This window comes from Rhodococcus baikonurensis (assembly GCF_040489275.1).
GTDB classification, from domain to species: domain Bacteria; phylum Actinomycetota; class Actinomycetes; order Mycobacteriales; family Mycobacteriaceae; genus Rhodococcus_F; species Rhodococcus_F baikonurensis.
The window spans coordinates 496,668-514,179 of record NZ_JBEUOQ010000003.1 but is presented as its reverse complement, the minus strand read 5'-3'; the positions used below and the strand labels follow the sequence as shown (position 1 = coordinate 514,179).

Annotated in this window: 20 protein-coding genes; 9 read left to right on the top strand and 11 right to left on the bottom strand. The window is 64.3% G+C overall.

What is annotated here, in order from left to right; all coding sequences use genetic code 11:
• Window positions 1–14 precede the first annotated feature (14 nt).
• Both ABWI03_RS10120 and menD read right to left on the bottom strand, forming a co-directional pair.
• Window positions 15–458 (bottom strand): DUF3592 domain-containing protein, encoded by a 444-nt coding sequence (locus ABWI03_RS10120; protein ID WP_124568219.1) that lies wholly within the window; start codon window positions 456–458, stop codon window positions 15–17.
• On the bottom strand, window positions 455–2,068 hold the full coding sequence (gene menD / locus ABWI03_RS10115; RefSeq protein ID WP_060939060.1) for a 2-succinyl-5-enolpyruvyl-6-hydroxy-3-cyclohexene-1-carboxylic-acid synthase: 1,614 nt from the start codon (window positions 2,066–2,068) through the stop codon (window positions 455–457). The genes ABWI03_RS10120 and menD overlap by 4 nt, the downstream gene beginning before the upstream one ends.
• 69 nt (window positions 2,069–2,137) lie before the next feature.
• Between menD and ABWI03_RS10110 the strand changes: the two genes are divergently transcribed.
• On the top strand, window positions 2,138–2,740 hold the full coding sequence (locus ABWI03_RS10110) for a flavin reductase family protein (RefSeq protein ID WP_235171663.1): 603 nt from the start codon (window positions 2,138–2,140) through the stop codon (window positions 2,738–2,740).
• A 58-nt stretch (window positions 2,741–2,798) separates the two neighbouring features.
• On the top strand, window positions 2,799–3,626 hold the full coding sequence (locus ABWI03_RS10105) for a siderophore-interacting protein (protein WP_050655828.1): 828 nt from the start codon (window positions 2,799–2,801) through the stop codon (window positions 3,624–3,626).
• Between the two features lie 66 nt (window positions 3,627–3,692).
• Here the strand turns inward: ABWI03_RS10105 and ABWI03_RS10100 are convergent, their stop codons facing one another.
• Genes ABWI03_RS10100 through ABWI03_RS10090 form a run of 3 tightly spaced genes read right to left on the bottom strand, consistent with a single transcriptional unit; the run spans window position 3,693 to window position 5,829 of the window.
• Window positions 3,693–4,139 (bottom strand): DUF6918 family protein, encoded by a 447-nt coding sequence (locus ABWI03_RS10100; protein ID WP_003941973.1) that lies wholly within the window; start codon window positions 4,137–4,139, stop codon window positions 3,693–3,695.
• 48 nt (window positions 4,140–4,187) lie between these two features.
• Window positions 4,188–5,183 carry an o-succinylbenzoate synthase gene (locus ABWI03_RS10095; protein ID WP_298774222.1) on the bottom strand — a complete coding sequence of 332 codons (996 nt, stop codon included), beginning with the start codon at window positions 5,181–5,183 and terminating at the stop codon, window positions 4,188–4,190.
• A 1-nt stretch (window position 5,184) separates the two neighbouring features.
• Entirely contained in the window at window positions 5,185–5,829 is a 645-nt protein-coding gene (locus ABWI03_RS10090; protein WP_095970475.1) for a PaaI family thioesterase, read from the bottom strand.
• 83 nt (window positions 5,830–5,912) lie between these two features.
• On the opposite strand from ABWI03_RS10090, the gene ABWI03_RS10085 reads away from it, so the two are divergent.
• Together ABWI03_RS10085 and ABWI03_RS10080 are read left to right on the top strand one after the other, a co-directional pair.
• Complete coding sequence (locus ABWI03_RS10085) at window positions 5,913–6,806, top strand: 1,4-dihydroxy-2-naphthoyl-CoA synthase (RefSeq protein WP_024487301.1); 894 nt, start codon at window positions 5,913–5,915, stop codon at window positions 6,804–6,806.
• Window positions 6,807–6,835: 29 nt separating this feature from the next.
• Complete coding sequence (locus ABWI03_RS10080) at window positions 6,836–7,225, top strand: VOC family protein (protein WP_235171661.1); 390 nt, start codon at window positions 6,836–6,838, stop codon at window positions 7,223–7,225.
• A 64-nt stretch (window positions 7,226–7,289) separates the two neighbouring features.
• Here the strand turns inward: ABWI03_RS10080 and ABWI03_RS10075 are convergent, their stop codons facing one another.
• The 5 genes from ABWI03_RS10075 to ABWI03_RS10055 are packed head-to-tail and all read right to left on the bottom strand — an operon-like array spanning window position 7,290 to window position 12,886.
• Window positions 7,290–7,649, bottom strand: coding sequence for a hypothetical protein (locus ABWI03_RS10075; protein ID WP_003942018.1), 360 nt, complete (start codon window positions 7,647–7,649; stop codon window positions 7,290–7,292).
• Window positions 7,650–7,651: 2 nt separating this feature from the next.
• Complete coding sequence (locus tag ABWI03_RS10070) at window positions 7,652–8,410, bottom strand: ABC transporter ATP-binding protein (RefSeq protein ID WP_283376732.1); 759 nt, start codon at window positions 8,408–8,410, stop codon at window positions 7,652–7,654.
• On the bottom strand, window positions 8,407–9,150 hold the full coding sequence (locus ABWI03_RS10065) for an ABC transporter ATP-binding protein (protein ID WP_020968954.1): 744 nt from the start codon (window positions 9,148–9,150) through the stop codon (window positions 8,407–8,409). Before ABWI03_RS10065 ends, ABWI03_RS10070 begins: the two co-directional genes overlap by 4 nt.
• Window positions 9,143–11,401: an ABC transporter permease gene (locus ABWI03_RS10060; RefSeq protein WP_298774209.1), complete on the bottom strand. Its 2,259-nt coding sequence runs from the start codon at window positions 11,399–11,401 to the stop codon at window positions 9,143–9,145. The genes ABWI03_RS10065 and ABWI03_RS10060 overlap by 8 nt, the downstream gene beginning before the upstream one ends.
• 60 nt (window positions 11,402–11,461) lie before the next feature.
• Window positions 11,462–12,886, bottom strand: a complete 1,425-nt coding sequence (locus ABWI03_RS10055; protein WP_298774207.1) for an ABC transporter substrate-binding protein — start codon at window positions 12,884–12,886, stop codon at window positions 11,462–11,464.
• Between the two features lie 284 nt (window positions 12,887–13,170).
• On the opposite strand from ABWI03_RS10055, the gene ABWI03_RS10050 reads away from it, so the two are divergent.
• Genes ABWI03_RS10050 through menE form a run of 5 tightly spaced genes read left to right on the top strand, consistent with a single transcriptional unit; the run spans window position 13,171 to window position 16,482 of the window.
• A complete protein-coding gene (locus ABWI03_RS10050; RefSeq protein WP_095970349.1) occupies window positions 13,171–14,370 on the top strand; it encodes an inorganic phosphate transporter in 1,200 nt (399 codons plus the stop codon).
• Between the two features lie 15 nt (window positions 14,371–14,385).
• Window positions 14,386–14,649, top strand: a complete 264-nt coding sequence (locus tag ABWI03_RS10045) for a hypothetical protein (protein WP_003942079.1) — start codon at window positions 14,386–14,388, stop codon at window positions 14,647–14,649.
• A gap of 54 nt (window positions 14,650–14,703) precedes the next feature.
• Window positions 14,704–15,039, top strand: coding sequence for a DUF3349 domain-containing protein (locus ABWI03_RS10040; protein ID WP_296553660.1), 336 nt, complete (start codon window positions 14,704–14,706; stop codon window positions 15,037–15,039).
• 4 nt (window positions 15,040–15,043) lie between these two features.
• Window positions 15,044–15,346: a DUF3349 domain-containing protein gene (locus tag ABWI03_RS10035; protein WP_095970351.1), complete on the top strand. Its 303-nt coding sequence runs from the start codon at window positions 15,044–15,046 to the stop codon at window positions 15,344–15,346.
• The gene (gene menE / locus ABWI03_RS10030) at window positions 15,343–16,482 is read left to right on the top strand and encodes an o-succinylbenzoate--CoA ligase (protein ID WP_298774204.1); all 1,140 of its coding nucleotides are present in this window, start codon (window positions 15,343–15,345) and stop codon (window positions 16,480–16,482) included. The genes ABWI03_RS10035 and menE overlap by 4 nt, the downstream gene beginning before the upstream one ends.
• A 54-nt stretch (window positions 16,483–16,536) precedes the next feature.
• Here menE and ABWI03_RS10025 read toward each other — a convergent pair whose 3' ends face one another.
• Window positions 16,537–17,430 carry a hypothetical protein gene (locus tag ABWI03_RS10025; protein WP_296553662.1) on the bottom strand — a complete coding sequence of 298 codons (894 nt, stop codon included), beginning with the start codon at window positions 17,428–17,430 and terminating at the stop codon, window positions 16,537–16,539.
• Window positions 17,431–17,512 lie beyond the last annotated feature (82 nt).

Genomic DNA, 17,512 nt, shown 5'->3' with positions numbered 1-17,512 from the left:
GGGCGAAGCGCGAACTAACTCGAGGCGACCGGCGCCGAACCTGCCGCCTGCGCTTCCCGCTTGCGCAGGTACCAGATCGACGGTCCTGCCAGGAGCCATGTCACGACGATCACGGATCCGGCCGGGATCAGCGCCACCGTCGCGTTGCGTCCCGCTACCCGGACCAAATCGGGGTCGACCTTGGAGTACTCGACTTCGATACGTTGTCCCACAGTCAGATTGGTGGGATAGAGCACGCCCAGTTCAGGGTTGTGATTCGCGCCGTCCGGAGTCACGAAGCTGATCGCCGACCGTAGCGAGCCCGCCGAGAGCACCTCGGCGGTTGCGGTCCCCATGTTCGATTCGATGGTCCGATCGTTGCGCCAGGCGCCGAGAACCAGGATCACCGCGAGCACCGAAATGCCTACCGCAACCACCAGTACGCCGATGCGGAGGCGACGCAGAACCGTTTGCGTCACAGCTGTGCCCGCACGGAAGCGTGGAGTTCGCGCAGTCCACTGCGATCCGTCGCGACCTCGAGAACCCGAATGCCGTTGGCCGGTTGCGCGAGCGTCGTTGCCAGGGCGTCGACGGTGACCGCTGCGTGCGGCACGCGGTAGGCGGCGCACAGCGCAGCGAGGTCCATGCCGTGGGGTGTTCCGAACACTCGCTCGAAGACGCCGGCGTACTGCGGGTCGCCTTGTTCGAGGAGCTCGAAGATACCGCCGCCGTCGTCGTTGGCTACGACGATGGTGAGGTCGCTCGGCCTCGGCTCACCGGTCCCGATCAGCAGCCCGGACGCGTCGTGCAGGAAGGTCAGGTCGCCCATGAGAGCGACGGTCCGTCCGCCCTCGTACGCCAATGCGGCACCGACCGCCGCCGAGACGGTGCCGTCGATACCTGCGACGCCGCGATTCGACAGCACCCGCACGGCGGGCTTGGGATAGCTCACGAGTGCCGCATCGCGAACAGGGTTGGATGCGCCGAGCAGAAGCTGGTCGCCGTCCGCGAGAGCATCCATCACAGCAGCTGCCACGTGTAGGCCGGTGGCCTTGGGGTGGGCGTCGAGTTGTTTGCGGACGGCAGTTTCGGCGTGTTCGGTCAGCGCGGCGCAGCGAGCAATCCAGGCGGGATCGGGCGTCCCGGTGACCACTGCCCTGGTTCCGGTGGCGAGTACGTTGCCGGACACGTCGGGCCAGCGCGGCCCGGTTGTCAGCGCATAGACGTCGACGCTCGGGTCGGCCAGCACCTTCGAGACCTGACGATGCAACGTCGGGCGGCCGGTGATGATCGCCTGCTTGGGCTTGAGTTGCGAGAGCGCGAGTGGATGCAGTGCGATCCCGTGCATCGGAGCCGTCGGCTCGGCCACCGTCGGCAGGCCGGCCAGCTCGGGTCGAAGTGCGCTGCCGTGTCCGGAAATGACCACCGTATCTGCGGTGAGGTCCAGATCGACCGGAACATCGAGCGTCGCGTTCTGGGTGGTGGTCCAGGCTGCACCGCCGGGACGGCCTTCCGGAACCGGTCCCTGGACGTGCACGTCCGGCACCAGCGGCTCACGGAGTGGGATGTCGAAATGCACCGGACCTGCGTTTCCGGATCGGGTTCCGCGGGCAGCGGCGAGGACCCGGCAAACCGCCGAGCGCCATTGGCTGTTCTGCGTCGAATCGTCCTCGGCCAAGCCCAGGCTGATGGTTGCGCGGACCTGACTGCCGAAGAGCCCGAGTTGCTCGACGGTCTGGTTGGCTCCGGTGCCGAGCATCTCGTACGGCCGGTTAGCGCTCAGGACCACCAACGGCACTCGCGCGTAGTTGGCCTCGAGGACCGCAGGTCCGAGATTCGCGACCGCGGTCCCGGAGGTCATCACGATGGGGACCGGACGTTTACCGGCGATTGCCAGTCCGAGTGCCAGAAAGCCGGCCGTCCGCTCGTCGATCCGCATGTGCAGACGCAACCGGCCGTCGAGATCGGCAGCCTGGAGGGCAAATGCGAGGGGCGCGTTGCGAGAGCCTGGACACAGCACGACTTCACGCACGCCACCACGAACCAGTTCGTCGACGACGGCTGTGGCTTGTGCAGTGGACGGATTCACGCCTTCAAGAGTGTCAGATGTTCAGGTGCAGGCGTGCCGAGGGGCAGCGAGGAGCGGCATTATGTGCGGGTGCGCACACTCTTCGATCCAGCCGAGCTCGAACCCCGCCGGTTCTATCAGTTACTCACCGCTTCGGTGGTTCCCCGGCCGATTGCGTGGGTGTCCACGGTGTCGGCCGACGGCGTCGGCAATCTGGCTCCGTACAGCTTCTTCACCGTGGCCAGTTCGGCGCCGCCGATCGTGCAGTTCACGTCGGTCGGACGCAAGGACAGTCTGCGCAACATCGAAGCGACCGGCGAATTCGTGATCAACCTGGCGACCGCCGCGCTCGCCGACGTGGTGAACGAGAGTTCCGCCTTCTACGACGCCGAGGCTGACGAATTTCTCGAGTTGAACATTCGCAGCGAGCCGAGCGAGCGGGTTCGCCCCGTCCGGGTCGCCGACTCCCCGATCGCCATCGAATGCACGCTCCACCAGGTCATCGAGGTCGGTAATTCCTTTGTCGTGATGGGAAACGTGGTCGCGGTCGCAGTACGTCCCGAGGCCGTCGCCGACGACGGGCTACCGGACTTCGCGGCAATCGCACCGATGAGCCGACTCGGCCGAGCGCAATGGGGTCTTCCGCCCGAAGTCGTCGAAAAGGACAGACCCACCACTCCACAGCGACCCTAAATCAGGTTAGGGTTACCTGATTAGGTACGAGTAACAGATAATCAGGGAGCAACCAGTCATGGCCAAGCGCGCCAAGTTCGTGAAACCGGCCTCACGCAGCATCGTGTCGGCGCAGGTCGTGGCGAACAAACGTATAAGCCCCAGCTTCATCCGAGTGACCATCGCCGGCGAAGAACTGTCCACCATCGCACCGATGGGTGCCGATCAGTGGTTCCGCATGTTCATTCCACAGGTCGGCCAGAGTGAACTCCGATTGCCGAGCGCGGCAAGCAATCTCTGGTACGCGCAGTACCTGTTGATGTCCAAGGACACGCGACCCGTCGTGCGCAACTACACGATTCGCGCCTACCGTGCTGCCGGAGCAGGCCTCTTCGGCGAGACCACGGAGATCGACATCGACTTCGCCTACCACGGCGACATCGGCCCGGCATCCGCGTGGGCGGACACCGCGTCGGCCGGCGACAAGGTCGCGCTGCTGGACGAAGGCTGCATCTACAACCCCACACCCGAGGCCAAGTGGCAACTGCTCGTCGGCGACGAGAGTGCGCTCCCAGCGATCATCGGCATTCTGGAAACCGCGCCCGCAGATCTGCGTGCCGAGGTCTTCGTCGAGATTCCGAACATCGAAGACAAGCAAGACATTCCGGAGCTGGCGAACGTCAACGTTCACTGGCTCGTTCGCGAGGACGAACATGCGACGCCGGGTGTTCTCACGCTCGAAACCGTCCGCGCTGCCGAGCTGCCCGAGGGGCCGTCGTACACGTTTGTCGCCGGCGAACAGGCTCTCACCACAGGGCTGCGTCGACATCTCGTGAACGACCGAAAGTTCGCCAAAACCGACATCACCTTCACCGGTTTCTGGCGTCACGGACATTCGGCTCACTGACAAAAGCACCGACAACGACGAGTGGCCCAGGAGAAACTCCCGGGCCACTCGTTGTTTTACGTTCGCTTATGCAGCGTGCTTCTGGATCACATCGCCCAGACGCGGCAGAGCTGCAGTCACATGCTTCTTGGCCGAACCGCGCAGCTTCGAGTACATCGACTTGACGACAGCCTTGTCGCTACCCTCGATGCGCTCGTCCGTCACCTCGAGGAGGGAATCGGCGACCGCGTCGCCGCGGGCACTGATGAAATCGGCGAAGCTGCCTTCACCGGAAGCCGAGAATTCCTGCCAGTACGGCTCGAGCTTTGCCACGAAAGCCGGCAGAAGCGCGGTGACGGCGTCCGGCACGATGGACGGACTCACCTTCTTGACCGCACCGTAGCCACCCTTGAGAGCCAGCCCTGAGGCCCCCGACTTATCCGAAACCTCTGCGTCGATCAAGGTCTGCACGTCCGCGACGACCGCGGGAACCCGTGATTCCTCGAGCAGGGTTTCGTTCAGAGCTGCAACCACTTTCGATCCCTTCATTCTTCACTGATGTTCATCAGGTCGCGCCCGAGACTATACGAAATTCGGCTGGTCTCTACTGCCGAGTATCCGATGGCAGCGCCTGGCGCGCTCCAACCACCAGTCGCGCCGGTCGGCGGGCGCCGCCAACGTCTCGAGCAGAACCGGATCAGGCTCGACGGCACCAACGGACAAAGCGCCGTCGGCGGCTGCTTCGGTGACCGCGACATCCCGGACGAACAAGCCACCCGTGCCGAGACCACAGGCAAACGGAAGCGAGGGCAAGGCTGCCGCGGCCGCCAGTCCCGCGGACATCCCCACAGCCGTGTCCAGCGCACTCGAGACCACCACCGGTACCCCGTAGTCCGCCAGCTGCGCCGACAGCGCCACCACAGCACGCATCCCGCCCAGCGGCGGCACCTTCACGACGGCGACGTCCGCTCCTCCGGCTCGTACGACACGCAGCGGGTCCTCGGCACGGCGAATGCTCTCGTCGGCAGCGATCCGCACACCGGTCCCCGCCGCGCGGACTCTGACCAGTTCCTCGACGCTTGCACACGGCTGCTCGGCGTATTCGAGTTCACCGTCTTCGGTGATGGCACGCAAAGCCGTGATCGCCTCGTCCACGTTCCAACCGCCGTTGGCGTCGACGCGCACGTTCGGGATGTGCCGACGCACCTCGTTCACCCGGGCGACGTCCTGCGCCAACGACTGTCCCTTCTCGGCGACCTTGACCTTGGCGGTCCGGGCCCCGGGGAAACGCTCCAACAATTGCGGAACGGCAGACGCGTCGATCGCCGGAACAGTGGCGTTCACGGGCACTGCCGGACGAAGCGCAGGCGGTGGCCCCAGCCACGCCGCCTCGATCCCGGCGAGTAACCACTGCGACGCCTCGCCGTCGTCGTACTCTACGAAGGGGGCGAATTCTCCCCACCCGGCCGGGCCACGAACGAGCAGAGCCTCACGAGTCGTGATGCCGCGAAAGCGAACTCGCATCGGCAGCGCGAGTACCACGGCGTCCGCGATCAGATCGTCGAACGAGGGGAACATGTCAGGGCTGTCCTGGAAGCAGTTCGATCATGAGCGCATCACCGTCGGCGAGGAGCTTGCCGTCGAGGTCGGTCAGGCGCGCGCTGACGAAGGTCTTGCGCCCCTCGACCCGATCCACCTTCCCTTCGATCACCAGTTGCGTGTTGAGCGGAGTGATCGCGCGGTAGTTGATGTGGAGGTAACCGGTCCGGGAGATCGGACGGCCACCCGCGTGGACCGTCATCCCGAAGATGTCGTCGAACAACAGGGGCAGTACACCGCCGTGAGCGGCGCCGTTGCCACCCAGGTGGTAGCGGCGGAAGACGCCGGTACTGCGGACACCTTCGGTGTCGAACTTCTCGACCATCCACGGGAGCATGAGGAGGCTGCCGCGTCCGGGCAGTTGGATGTTGGAGCCCGCAGGTGACTTGCCCTCCGGCACCTCGTACGGCGTCAGCCGATCGGCAAGCTCTTCGGCTTGCGTGGCGATGTCAGCGAGTACGTCGTCGGGAACGTTGGTCGAGACCGCAAGGTCCTGCAACCTGCGCATAGCCTCGACGAAACGCCCGAAGTCCGGACCTGCGGGAGTGTGCCGGAACCGCGGAAATCCGCCCCGGTTCTCACCGTCTGTGACGATCTCCGTGCCATCTGCGGTTTGTTCGCTCATGACCTGCACGTTAGCGCGCCCGGGAACGTGTTCTACCTCAGGTATCCGTTAGACGCGCGACGCTTGCCTCTATCGTGGCTCAGGTGACCTTCAACCCGCAGCTCTGGCGCCCTGTCCCCGGATTCGAGAACCTCACCGACATCACGTACCACCGGCACGTCAGCCAAGGCACCGTTCGCGTTGCCTTCGACCGACCGGAAGTACGTAATGCGTTCCGCCCGCACACCGTCGACGAGTTGTACCGGGCCCTCGATCACGCACGTATGACCTCCGACGTAGGCGCAGTGCTCCTCACCGGCAACGGACCGAGCGAGAAGGACGGCGGCTGGGCGTTCTGCTCCGGCGGAGACCAGCGCATCCGTGGTCGCAGCGGTTACCAGTACGCCGAAGGTGAAACGGCGGACACCGTCGACAAAGCACGCGCGGGACGCCTGCACATCCTCGAGGTCCAGCGACTGATCCGCTTCATGCCGAAGGTAGTCATCTGTCTGGTCAACGGCTGGGCCGCGGGCGGCGGCCACAGCCTGCACGTGGTGTGCGACCTGACGCTCGCCAGCCGCGAGCATGCGCGCTTCAAGCAGACCGACGCCGACGTCGGAAGCTTCGACGGCGGATACGGCAGCGCCTACCTGGCAAAGATGGTGGGCCAGAAGTTCGCCCGCGAGATCTTCTTCCTGGGTGAGACGTACACCGCCGAGGAAATGCACCAGATGGGCGCCGTCAACAAGGTTGTCGACCACGCGGAACTCGAGAACGTCGCGATCGACTGGGCCGGCAAGATCAACGGCAAGTCGCCGCAGGCGCAGAGGATGCTCAAGTACGCATTCAACCTGCAGGACGACGGATTGGTCGGTCAGCAGCTGTTCGCCGGTGAGGCAACACGTTTGGCGTACATGACCGACGAGGCCGTCGAGGGTCGCGACTCGTTCCTCGAAAAGCGTGACCCCGACTGGTCACCATATCCCTGGTACTTCTGAGACAGTAGGTGTGAGACGGGAGGCCGGACGTGGAGATTCTGAGTAGCCGTACCATATTGCGCCCGAGCGAGTACGAACGAACGCTGAGCTTCTACCGAGACACCCTCGGTCTGGCGATCGCTCGTGAATACCCCGGCGGCACAGTCTTCTTCGCCGGCCAAGGGCTGATCGAAGTCGCCGCTCACGGTGGCACCGGCGAGGGTGGGTTTCGCGGCGCGATCTGGCTGCAGGTCCGTGATCTCACTGCGGTGCAGACCGAACTGGTTCTCGCCGGAGTCAAGATCGCCCGCGAGGCGAGGCAGGAACCGTGGGGTCTGCACGAGATGTGGATCGCCGACCCCGACGGGACGCCGATCGTGATGGTGCAGATTCCCGAGGATCATCCGATCCGAAAAGATTCCCGGCCGCCGGCGGACTAGTCGAGCAGCGACAGATGCCCGCCACGAACTTCCGTGGCGGGCATCTGTCGGTTCTTCGCAGAGATCAGTTGCGCGTGCTCAGCGCCTGCGAGATCTGATCTGTCTGGGCCTGGCCCTCGAGCAGTTGGCGAACCAACCACAGCCGCAGCACCTTTGCCACCGATGCGGCCAGGAAGAGCGCAGCACCGACCACTGTCAGGGCGAGGAAAACCACGGTGAGAATCTGGTACGACACCAGATCCCGTAGGTCCGAGAGCGTCAGCGAAGAGATGTAGACGACGAAGGCGCCGACCACTCCGACGACCATGAGCACCAGGCCTGCGATGCGCGTCGCCGCGTCGCCGCCTGCCTGCTTCTTGTCCAGCTTCAACTCTGCGATGTTCTTCTTGAATTCCTCACGGCGATCTTCGGCGAGAGTAGTCATCGTCATCCTCCTAGATAACTGGTAGAAAGTTCGTTTTCGATGTCGTGTGGATCGCCGGTCTTCACGACGCGTCCCTGCAACATCAGTGCGGCCGAGGTCGCGATGGGGAGCACCGCTCGTGCGAACTGCTCGGCAACCAGAATGGAAATGCCTTCGGCTGCAAGCGAGCCGACGACGTCGTACATCTGCGAGACGATTCGAGGTGCGAGACCCATCGACAGCTCGTCGAGCAGGAGCACCGTCGGGTGAGTGCCGAGTGCCCGAGACAGCGCCAGCATCTGCTGCTCGCCACCGGACATCGATCCCGCCAACTGACCACGCCGCTCCCCCAGGATCGGGAACCTGCCGTACGCAACCTCTTCGAGTTCGGCCAAGCCGACGCCGGTTCCGGTCGCGATCCACAGATTTTCCCGCACAGTGAGGTTGGCAAAGATCCCGCGTCCCTCGGGGATGGAGCAGACCCCCAGCCGAGCCAACTCCGAAGGCTCGACGCCGTTCACGACCTGGCCCGCGAGCCGGAACTCGCCGCGGGTGACCGGAAGGACACCCGAGCAGATCTTGAGCGTCGACGTCTTGCCACCACCGTTGGGTCCGAGTAGCGCCACCACGGCGCCGGGTTCGAGAACCAGATCGACCCCGTGCAGAACCTCGATGGATCCGTAACCGGCACGGACACCGGAGAGTTCGAGCAGCGGTTCGGGGCGGTCGGCGCCGCGTAATCCCTCGTCGATTTTCACCGCGCCAATTTTCGCTGAAGTCATACTGCCTCCTCCTCGGTCCCGATGTAGGCCGCGATCACTTCCGGATCCGTCCGGATCTTCTCCGGATCACCCGAGGCGAGGACTGCGCCGTAGTCCAGTACGTGGATGGTCGAGCACACCTTCATCACCAGTGGAATGTCGTGCTCGACCAGACAGATTCCGAGTCCCCCCGCTGCCAGTTCGGTGAGCATCTCGGCAAAGACCTCGGTTTCCTGCTCGGTCTGACCCGAGGCCGGTTCGTCGAGCAGAAGCACTCGCGGGTCGGTCATGAGGGCTCGCGCAACTTCGACGACGCGAGCGCGTCCGGTGGGGATGTCTGCGACATCCTTGTCCGCGACATCCGTCAGCCCGGTCAGCTCCAGCAGACGATCGGTCTCGCTGTCCACGTCGATCTTGTTGCGGCCGTTCGCCTTGTGGATGTCGCCGGCGACGCGCAGATTGTCACGCACCGACAGCGAGACGAACAACTCGAGCCGCTGGAAGGTACGTGCCAGCCCGCGACCTGCCCGCTTGTGCGGGGGCAGCTTCGTCACGTCGACGCCGCCGAGAAACACCTGACCGGAGGTGGGTTTCTGCAGCCCGGTGATGGTGTTGAAGAGCGTCGTCTTGCCGGCGCCGTTCGGTCCGATCAGTCCGGTCACGGTTCCGGGTTGAACGGTGAGCGAAACGTCTTTGACCGCGACGTGCCCGCCGAAACGAACACTCACACCGCGTGTTTCGAGTAGTGGTGCATCAGACATGGGCGGTCAACTCCTTCCGCGAGCTGCCCTGGTACTGAGGAAGCCCCAGTTCGCGGTCGATCTCGTCACGGATCTCGGGACTGTACGGGACGTCGATCCCGACGTCCTCGGAGACGACTGTTGCCTTGGCGGCCAGTTCTTCCGTGGTGAGAACCGCACGGGGCATCACCATCTCACCGATCACCGGCAGCATGAACACCACTGCGATCGTGATGGACGCGAACCACCAGTTGCCCAAAACGCCGGTCAGAGCAAGGACGTAGGTCAGCAGAACGACCGCGGCGCCGCCGATCAGAACCGGCTTGGCATCGGCGAGCCGTCGGTAGCCCTCGATCACGCTGTGCACGGTGCCACTGGGGTTCGCGCCGACACCGATACCGATCAGCGCCGGGCTCACCGCGGCGATGTTGCCGAAGAGCAGCCACATTCCCTCCAGCTCCGGTTGCGCCGAAGCCAGATTGGTGAACGAGACCATGATGACGGCAAAACCGATTCCGGCCATGAGCCCACCGAACAGTGCGCCGGTGACGTATCCGATTCCTGCGACGACGGTCAGCATGAGCAGCGAGAGGCTGACCATGATGGCAAAGCTCTCGCCCGAGACGGACCCCATGGCGCTCGACATCAGAATGCCGCCGAGTCCGGCGATCCCCGAAGAGATCATGAAGACGCTCAGCTTGAGCCGAACCAGGCTCTGACCGAGCATGGCCGAACCGGCCGGGCTGTCCTTCATCGCAGCGAGTCGGCGCCCGTAACCGCTGTTACGCAACGCGATGACGCCGACGCCGAGTACCGAGAACAGGGCGGTCACGGTCATCAGGAACACCGTCTCGTTGCTCAGATCGAGCGGGCCGATTTTCAGCGGCGGGAGGGCGATGTTGCCGTCCTTGAACAGCGAGTACTTCATGCCGAACATCTCGTGTTCGGTGGTGTCACGAAGAACCATGTTGGAGAGGAACACTCCGAAGGCCATGGTTGCAAGCGCAAGATACAGCCCTCTCAGCCGCAGCGCCGGCAGGGCGACGAGGCCGCCGATGACTGCGGTGACCAGGACTCCGACGACGATGCCCCACAGGTTGAGGTGCGCAGCCAACCCGGAACCGGAGATCCCGAAGTGAAAGGCCACGATGGTGGCGATAGCACCGAAAGATACCGGCGCCAAGTTCAATTCACCCGCGTAGCCGGTGAGGAGTGTGAGCGAGAGCGCGATGATCGCGAACGTCATTCCGATGGTCAGTGTCGTGACGGCGGACGTCACCATCAGCAGACGGATCAGGTACACGATGACGATCAGCGCCACGCCCCAGACGACGGCCTTGCGGACGCTCGGCACGTGGTAGCGCTCACGAGTGCGAGTGACCGCACCGCGCAACCGGTCCTGAGGTAGGACGATGAGCACGACGAACAGCGCGATCATCGGCAGGGAGACACGGAAGTTCGACGTCCAACTCCAACTGGTCGGGAAGTACGCCAACACGTACGTACCGGCAAGGCCGAGAACCACGGCGCCGACAAACGTGCGCGGAATGCTGCGCAACCGGCCGAACATGGCCGCGGCAAACGCGTCGATCACCAAGAGCGTCAACATGTTCGCCTCGAGTGTGCCGCCGCTGATCGGGGTGATCAGGATGCCGGCCAGCACTGCGAGCGTCGAACCCATCGCCCAGGACAGTGCCGCGAGACGCTCCGGGTTGTGGCCGTTGAGGCGCAGTAGTTCCGGATCGTCGACGACGCCGCGCATCGCAACACCGGCGCGGGTGCGTGTGAAAAGAACACGCAGGCCGACTGCGATTGCGATCGCAACGAGGATGCAGATCAACTCGTGGTAGCGGATGCTCGCTCCGAACACCGTGATCTTGGACTGATCCCCGAAGAACATCTGCATCGTTCGGGCGGTCTCGGGATGCCAGAACCAGTGCGAAATCGAGAGCATTCCGAGCAGGATCGACACCGTCACAACGATTTTTGTGACCTCGGCAGTATCGCGCAGGCCCTTCATGATCAGGACGTAGAGCCCGAGACCCATCAGTGGACCGACGAGGACCAGTGAAATCAGCAAGGCGACGACGGTGGGAAGTTCCCAGCCGTAGCGCAACTGCCAGTAGATGAACGCACCGAGCATTGCCTGTGCACCGTGCGCGAAGTTGAAGATGCCTGACGTGTTGTACGTGAGCACCAACCCGGAGGCGGCGATCGCGTACACCGACCCCAGGACCAGGCCCAGGATCGTGAAAGTGACAAAAGTGTTCATGGCTGAACCCTCGTTAGGGACTCGGGCGGCGGTTGGCGCGCGCCGCCCGAGTCGGAAGAATCAGGACTGCGGCTTGATGACGTTGGCGTTCTGGTACTTCGTCGACACGCGGTCAGCGCCGAGTTCGGTTCCCCAGGTGCTCTTGTCGGTCGCGACGAGGTACTTGGGGTCGCACTTGAATTCGCCCACGGTGGACGGGAACGCCTGCGCGTAGGTATTGCCCTTCAGCGAGGTCATGAGGCCGCAGGTGGCCGGCATGTTCTTGCCGGGATCGGTGACGGCATGCAATCCGCCGCCGTCCCACTCGTGAATGTTCGAGAGTTCGTCGACCATGCACTGGCGCGTCAGATCGCTGCCGCACTCGTCCGCGGCGGCGGCCCACAACAGGAACGACGACGCCGCCTGCATCCCGAGGAGCGCCGTCTTGCCGCCCTGCTCGGAGACCAGATCCACGTACTTCTTCACTGCGGGCACCTTGTCCGCGTTCTCGAGCATCTGGAAGGTCATGCCCGCGTTGAGGTTGTCGAGCAGTCCGGTGTCCTTGTTCCAATCCGAGACGGTCGCGCCGTACCAGGTGGCTTCGCCGAAGAAGACGGGGTCGATCCCGACCTGGTCGAGGGCCTTCACGAAGTTCAGCTCCGACGGGCTCGCCGATCGTGACGTCCAGATACCCTTCGCGCCGCACTCCTTGTACTTCTCGGCAAACGGCACGTAGCTCGATTCGCCCTCGTAGTTGAGTGTGACGCCGCAATCCTTGAGCTTGAAGCCCGCGGCCTCGGCAATCGAACGAATCTTCGTGGTGGAGCTGATGATCGTGGGCATCGTGCTGTTGACGACGTCGAAGTCGTTCACCAGATCGGGGTGCATCTCGGCCATCTGGAACCACTGCGAACCGTTCGCGTAGTCGACGGGGAACGGAACTCCCTGGAAGGTCATGGGTCCGTTCGCGGCGTCCGGCGAGACGGTGAAGCCCGGTACGGACACCAGGTTGCAGGCGACACGCGTCTGCTCGGCGGTCTGATCCATGGCGAAGCCGTACCCGACCATCATGAACTGACTCGCGCACGCTTCCTGCATGACCGAGTTGGCCTGCGTCATCGCGGCGTCGTAGTCGGTACCGACGACCTTGCGGCCGTTGATGCCGCCCTGATCGTTGCACCAAGAGATGAGCGCGTTGACGGCATCGCTCATTTCCTTGTTCAGCCCCGGTGACTTCACGTACCCGCGGTCGTCACCGAACCCGATCTTGATCTCGGTGTCGCTGACGCCTTGATCGGTTGCGCCGGTGGCGTCGCCTTCGCCACACGGCGAATCGAGGGTGCCGAACTTCGCATCGGAGGTGCTCGACGCGAGGTCGGCGCCGACGCCGGATCCGCCGACAGCGACGGCGTAGGGATCGTCACCACGATTCGATGCGCAGGCTGACGCCAGAACGGCGGTCGCGGCGAGTGCCACGATCAGCTTCGTGGACTTGTTGGGCTTCACGGTCGGAGCTCTCCTTCTCACTGACAGACACCGAGAAACAGGGGTGAAACCCCTGTTCCGGTGCGCTCGGTGCCCGTAGGTAATCAGCGTTTAAAACGGTCCGAATGTGCCTTCCCGGTGAGTGAGACCAAAAAGTGAGGTCCCACACAGGGTTCCGATTTCGTGGCGCTGAACACATCGCGAACGGCAGCGCCGCAGCCCACGCACGGGGACGTACTCCACGGAGCCCCTGTTCGCATCCCGTTCGCTGTACTTTTACGCGTTCGATACGCACAATTCACGTTGTGACCGCAGAGCTCGTAATCCTCCTGGTGGTAGTTGTCACCGCCCTCGCGTTCGATTTCACGAATGGTTTTCACGACACCGGTAACGCAATGGCCACCTCCATCGCGACCGGTGCACTCAAGCCCAAAGTTGCGGTCACACTTTCCGCGATCCTGAACCTGGTCGGTGCGTTCCTGTCCGTCGAGGTGGCAGCGACGGTGGCCAAAGGTGTCGTCAACCTCGGCGCGGTCAGCGGGCAGGATCTGCTGCTGATCGTGTTCGCCGGTCTTGTCGGCGGAATCATCTGGAACCTGGCGACGTGGCTTCTCGGATTGCCGTCGAGCTCCTCGCACGCACTGTTCGGCGGATTGATCGGCGCCGCAATCGCCTCCATCGGTATGGGCGGAGTCGAGTGGGGTGGAGTTCTGACCAAGGTCGTCGTCCCCGCAATCCTCGCGCCGGTCGTCGCGGCACTGGTCGCCGGCGTCGGCACCAAGCTCGTGTACCGCATCACCGCATCCGTGAAGGAAGACGAGCGCGAGCGCGGTTTCCGTTTCGGACAGATCGGCACCGCCTCACTGATCTCACTTGCACACGGCACCAATGACGCCCAGAAGACGATGGGCGTCATCTTTTTGGCCCTCGTCGCTCACGGCACCATCACCGCCGAGACCGAGATGCCGTTCTGGGTGAAGTTCACCTGTGCCGTCGCGATCGCCCTCGGGACCTACCTCGGCGGTTGGCGCATCATCCGCACCCTGGGCAAGGGCCTCGTCGAGATCGCCGCTCCGCAGGGACTTGCTGCCGAAGCGTCGTCCGCCGCCATCATCCTCACGTCGAGCCACCTCGGACTCCCCCTGTCGACCACTCACGTCGCCACCGGATCCATCCTCGGTACCGGCATCGGCCGCAAGGGCGCCGAGGTCCGCTGGGGCGTCGCGGGCCGGATGGCCGCTGCCTGGCTGATCACGTTGCCGTCGGCCGCGGTCGTCGGCGCCATTTGTTGGGCACTCGCGCATCTGATCGGCGGACTGGCCGGCGTGCTCGTCGTCTTCGCTGCACTCATCGCCTTCGCGATCTTCATGTACATACGCTCGCGTAAGGAACCCGTAGACGCGGCGAACGTGACTGCCGAATGGGACGAGAATTCAGATGCGGCAGTTGCCGAGATCCCGGCAGCCGAACCCACTCCGTCCACCGAAGCCACCCGCAACTCCTGAAAGGGGCGCAAGAGAATGCATCTACTGACCGATACCCTCGATTCGCTCTGGCAGGTAGTGGCAGTCGGACTGCTCTTCGGAGCGGGACTTCCGGCGATCTTCGCCTTCGGCCTCAAGTCGCTGAGCCTGCCGAACGCCGACGGCACCGAAGGACCGTCCACCCTGGGTAAAATGGGTGCGTACCTCTGTTTTGCGGTCGTGCTCGTCACGATCTTCGCCGGAATACTGTTGTTGATGAAGAACTTCTTGGCCAGCACGTTCGGAATACACGTCTTCTGAGTGGTCGTCGCGCTACACCACTGAAACCACCGAAACGAAAATGAGGCCGAGGATTTGAGCAAGTATTCATTGCGCAGCGTGCTCGACTGGCTGCGTGCCGGGTACCCCGAGGGCATCCCGGACAAGGATCATTTCGCGCTGCTCGCGGTTCTCCGTCGTCGCCTGACCGACGAGGAGATCGAGCAGGTCGTTTCGATGTCCGTCGAGTCCGCACACGAGGTACCGGACCGGCACGTCGACTACGACACCATCCGCGCCATCATCGAGGGAATCCTCAACGAGGAGCCCTCCGAGGACGACGTCGATCGTGTCACCGAAAGACTGCGCGCAGGTGGATGGCCGGTTATCGAAGACGCGGACGCCGACAACGAAGTTCGAGACGTGAGCTGACGTCATGGCCCTTCCGCCCTTCCTCACGTCGATAGTCGGCTGGTTGCGGGCCGGCTATCCCAACGGCGTCCCCGAGCAGGACTACATCCCGCTCTTCGCCCTCCTCACCCGCAGACTCTCCGAATCCGAGGTCGACGCCGTCGCCGACGCGTTGATCGAGGACGGCGATCTGCCCATCGAGAAGACCGACATCCAGGTCCTCATCACGAAGATCACCAACGAGATGCCTCTCGAAACCGACGTCGACCGCGTGCGAAGCCATCTGGCTGACGGTGGTTGGCCGCTTGCCGGGCCGGACATCCGGTGAACGTTCTTCGCACGCTCGCGGTTCCGCAGGGCGAGGCGGTCTTCGAGGTATTGCCGCGCATCGCGCAGATCCTGGGCGGCGAGCAGGACGCCGTGCTCCCCGTCCCGGCGGCCGACGCACGCGAGACAGCTCGCCTGAGCGACGCTCTGCACCCCGATCAGCCCATCGACGACGGTATTTCGCTGGTGGTCGCCACGTCGGGAACCACCGGCACTCCCAAAGGGGCAATGCTCACCGCAGCTGCACTGCGAGCCAGCGGCGACGCGACCCACGAACGCCTCGGCGGCACCGGATCCTGGTTGCTGGTCCTGCCCCCGCACCACATCGCCGGTATGCAGGTTCTGTTGCGCAGTGTGCTCGCCGGAACACAGCCGGTGATCGTCGACGTCAGTGCGGGTTTCGACCCGGCAGCGCTTCCGGGCGCCGTCGCCGCGATGAGCGGACCGCGTCGCTACACCTCGTTGGTGCCGACGCAGTTGGTCAAGGCGCTCGGTGATCGCGCTGCGGTCGAGGCGTTGGCTTCGCTCGACGCCGTTCTGCTCGGCGGCGCTGCGACGCCTGCGCCGGTGCTCGCGCAGGCCACCGAAGCGGGCATCACCGTCGTCCGCACCTATGGGATGAGCGAGACCTCCGGCGGCTGCGTGTACGACGGAATCCCGTTGTCCGGGGCAAGGATTCGCATCGACGACGGCCGGGTTCTACTGGGTGGACCGATGCTCGCGTCCGGGTATCGTGGGCTTCCCGACCACCCCGCGTTCGCCGAACCCGGATGGTTCCGGACCGACGACGCCGGATCAGTGGTCGACGGAGTTCTGCGCATCAGCGGCCGGTTGGACGAGGCAATCTCCACCGGCGGACTGACCGTCGTACCGCAGGTCGTCGAGGCCGCGCTGGCCGATCACCCCGCCGTTCGCGAGTGCGCGGTGATCGGCATCGAAGACCCGCGACTCGGGCAGCGGGTGGTGGCCGTCGTCGTAGCCGAGGGCGAAGCTCCGACGCTCGAGGAGTTGCGCACACATGCTCAGCGGACACTCGACGTGACCGCAGCGCCGCGCGAGTTGTTCGTCGTGGACGCGCTCCCCCTCCGTGGCCCGGGCAAGCTCGATCGCGCCGCCCTGGTTGCTCGGTTCAGCTAGCAGCCGCAGCACGTTTCTTCAGCCGCAGGCCTGATCAGCGCCGCGGCTGCACAATCAGCGCGCGGCTCCGCGGAGGCAAGCCCGCTCGAACCTTTCCCGCACGCGTTCGAAGTCGCGCAGATCCGCCCATACCCACCGGAACACCTCGAACCCCGCGTCCCGAATCGCGTCCTCGCGCAGTTTCTCGCGCTCGACCGCCCTACCCGGATCGTCGCCGCGGTACTTGACCATCCCGTCGAACTCGCCCACCACACCGTGCTCTTTCCAGAAGAAGTCGACCCTTCCGACAAACCGTCCACCGTGACGGATCTCGTGCTGCAAAGTCGGCTTCGGCCAACCGTCGTCGCGCATCCGTACGCGGCTGATGGACTCCCCGGGACTCTCGGCACCCGGTTCGACGAACTCGGCCACGACCCGCGCCCGGCTCATCCCCAGCCGTCCGCGCGCATGATCGAGAGAGGCGTCGACGTCCTCACGTCTCATCCCACGTCGCAGGGCGCAATCACCGATCACCACGGCGTTCTCGAACGACGTCGTCCGCGCGAGGTCTACGAACGTTCGCGCCAACGACGTCGTTGCGACACCGTCGATCAGCACGACTTCCTCGGGCGGGACCACCGCCGGGTGAAGATGCAAGGTCTGACCCTTCCGCCCACCCGAGGGTCGGCTACGCGTCATGTGTACGGTGTCCAATCGCAATCCGCCGCAATCCAATCCGTGCATGACAGCTGCCGAAGCATGGCTCACGATTGCGCCGGGTCCACAGGTTTCGGCGGCTGCCATGACAGCGCAGCGATGGCGTGCTCTCGCATCGAGTTCGCGGAAGTGATCGGCCCGCATGTAGATCCCCGCCGCAATTCGGTGCAGCTCACCTCGCTTGACCGCTCGTTGCAACTGTTCGTCGCTGGTGCCGTCGCGGTGTGCCTGTGCCCGCGTGAGAATTTCCATGCAGCGAGCCTGATGCCACCGCGCCCGCGGACCGACGAGCAAGATCCGTCTGGGGAGTGTTTGCCGGTTGTGGAGCACCGAC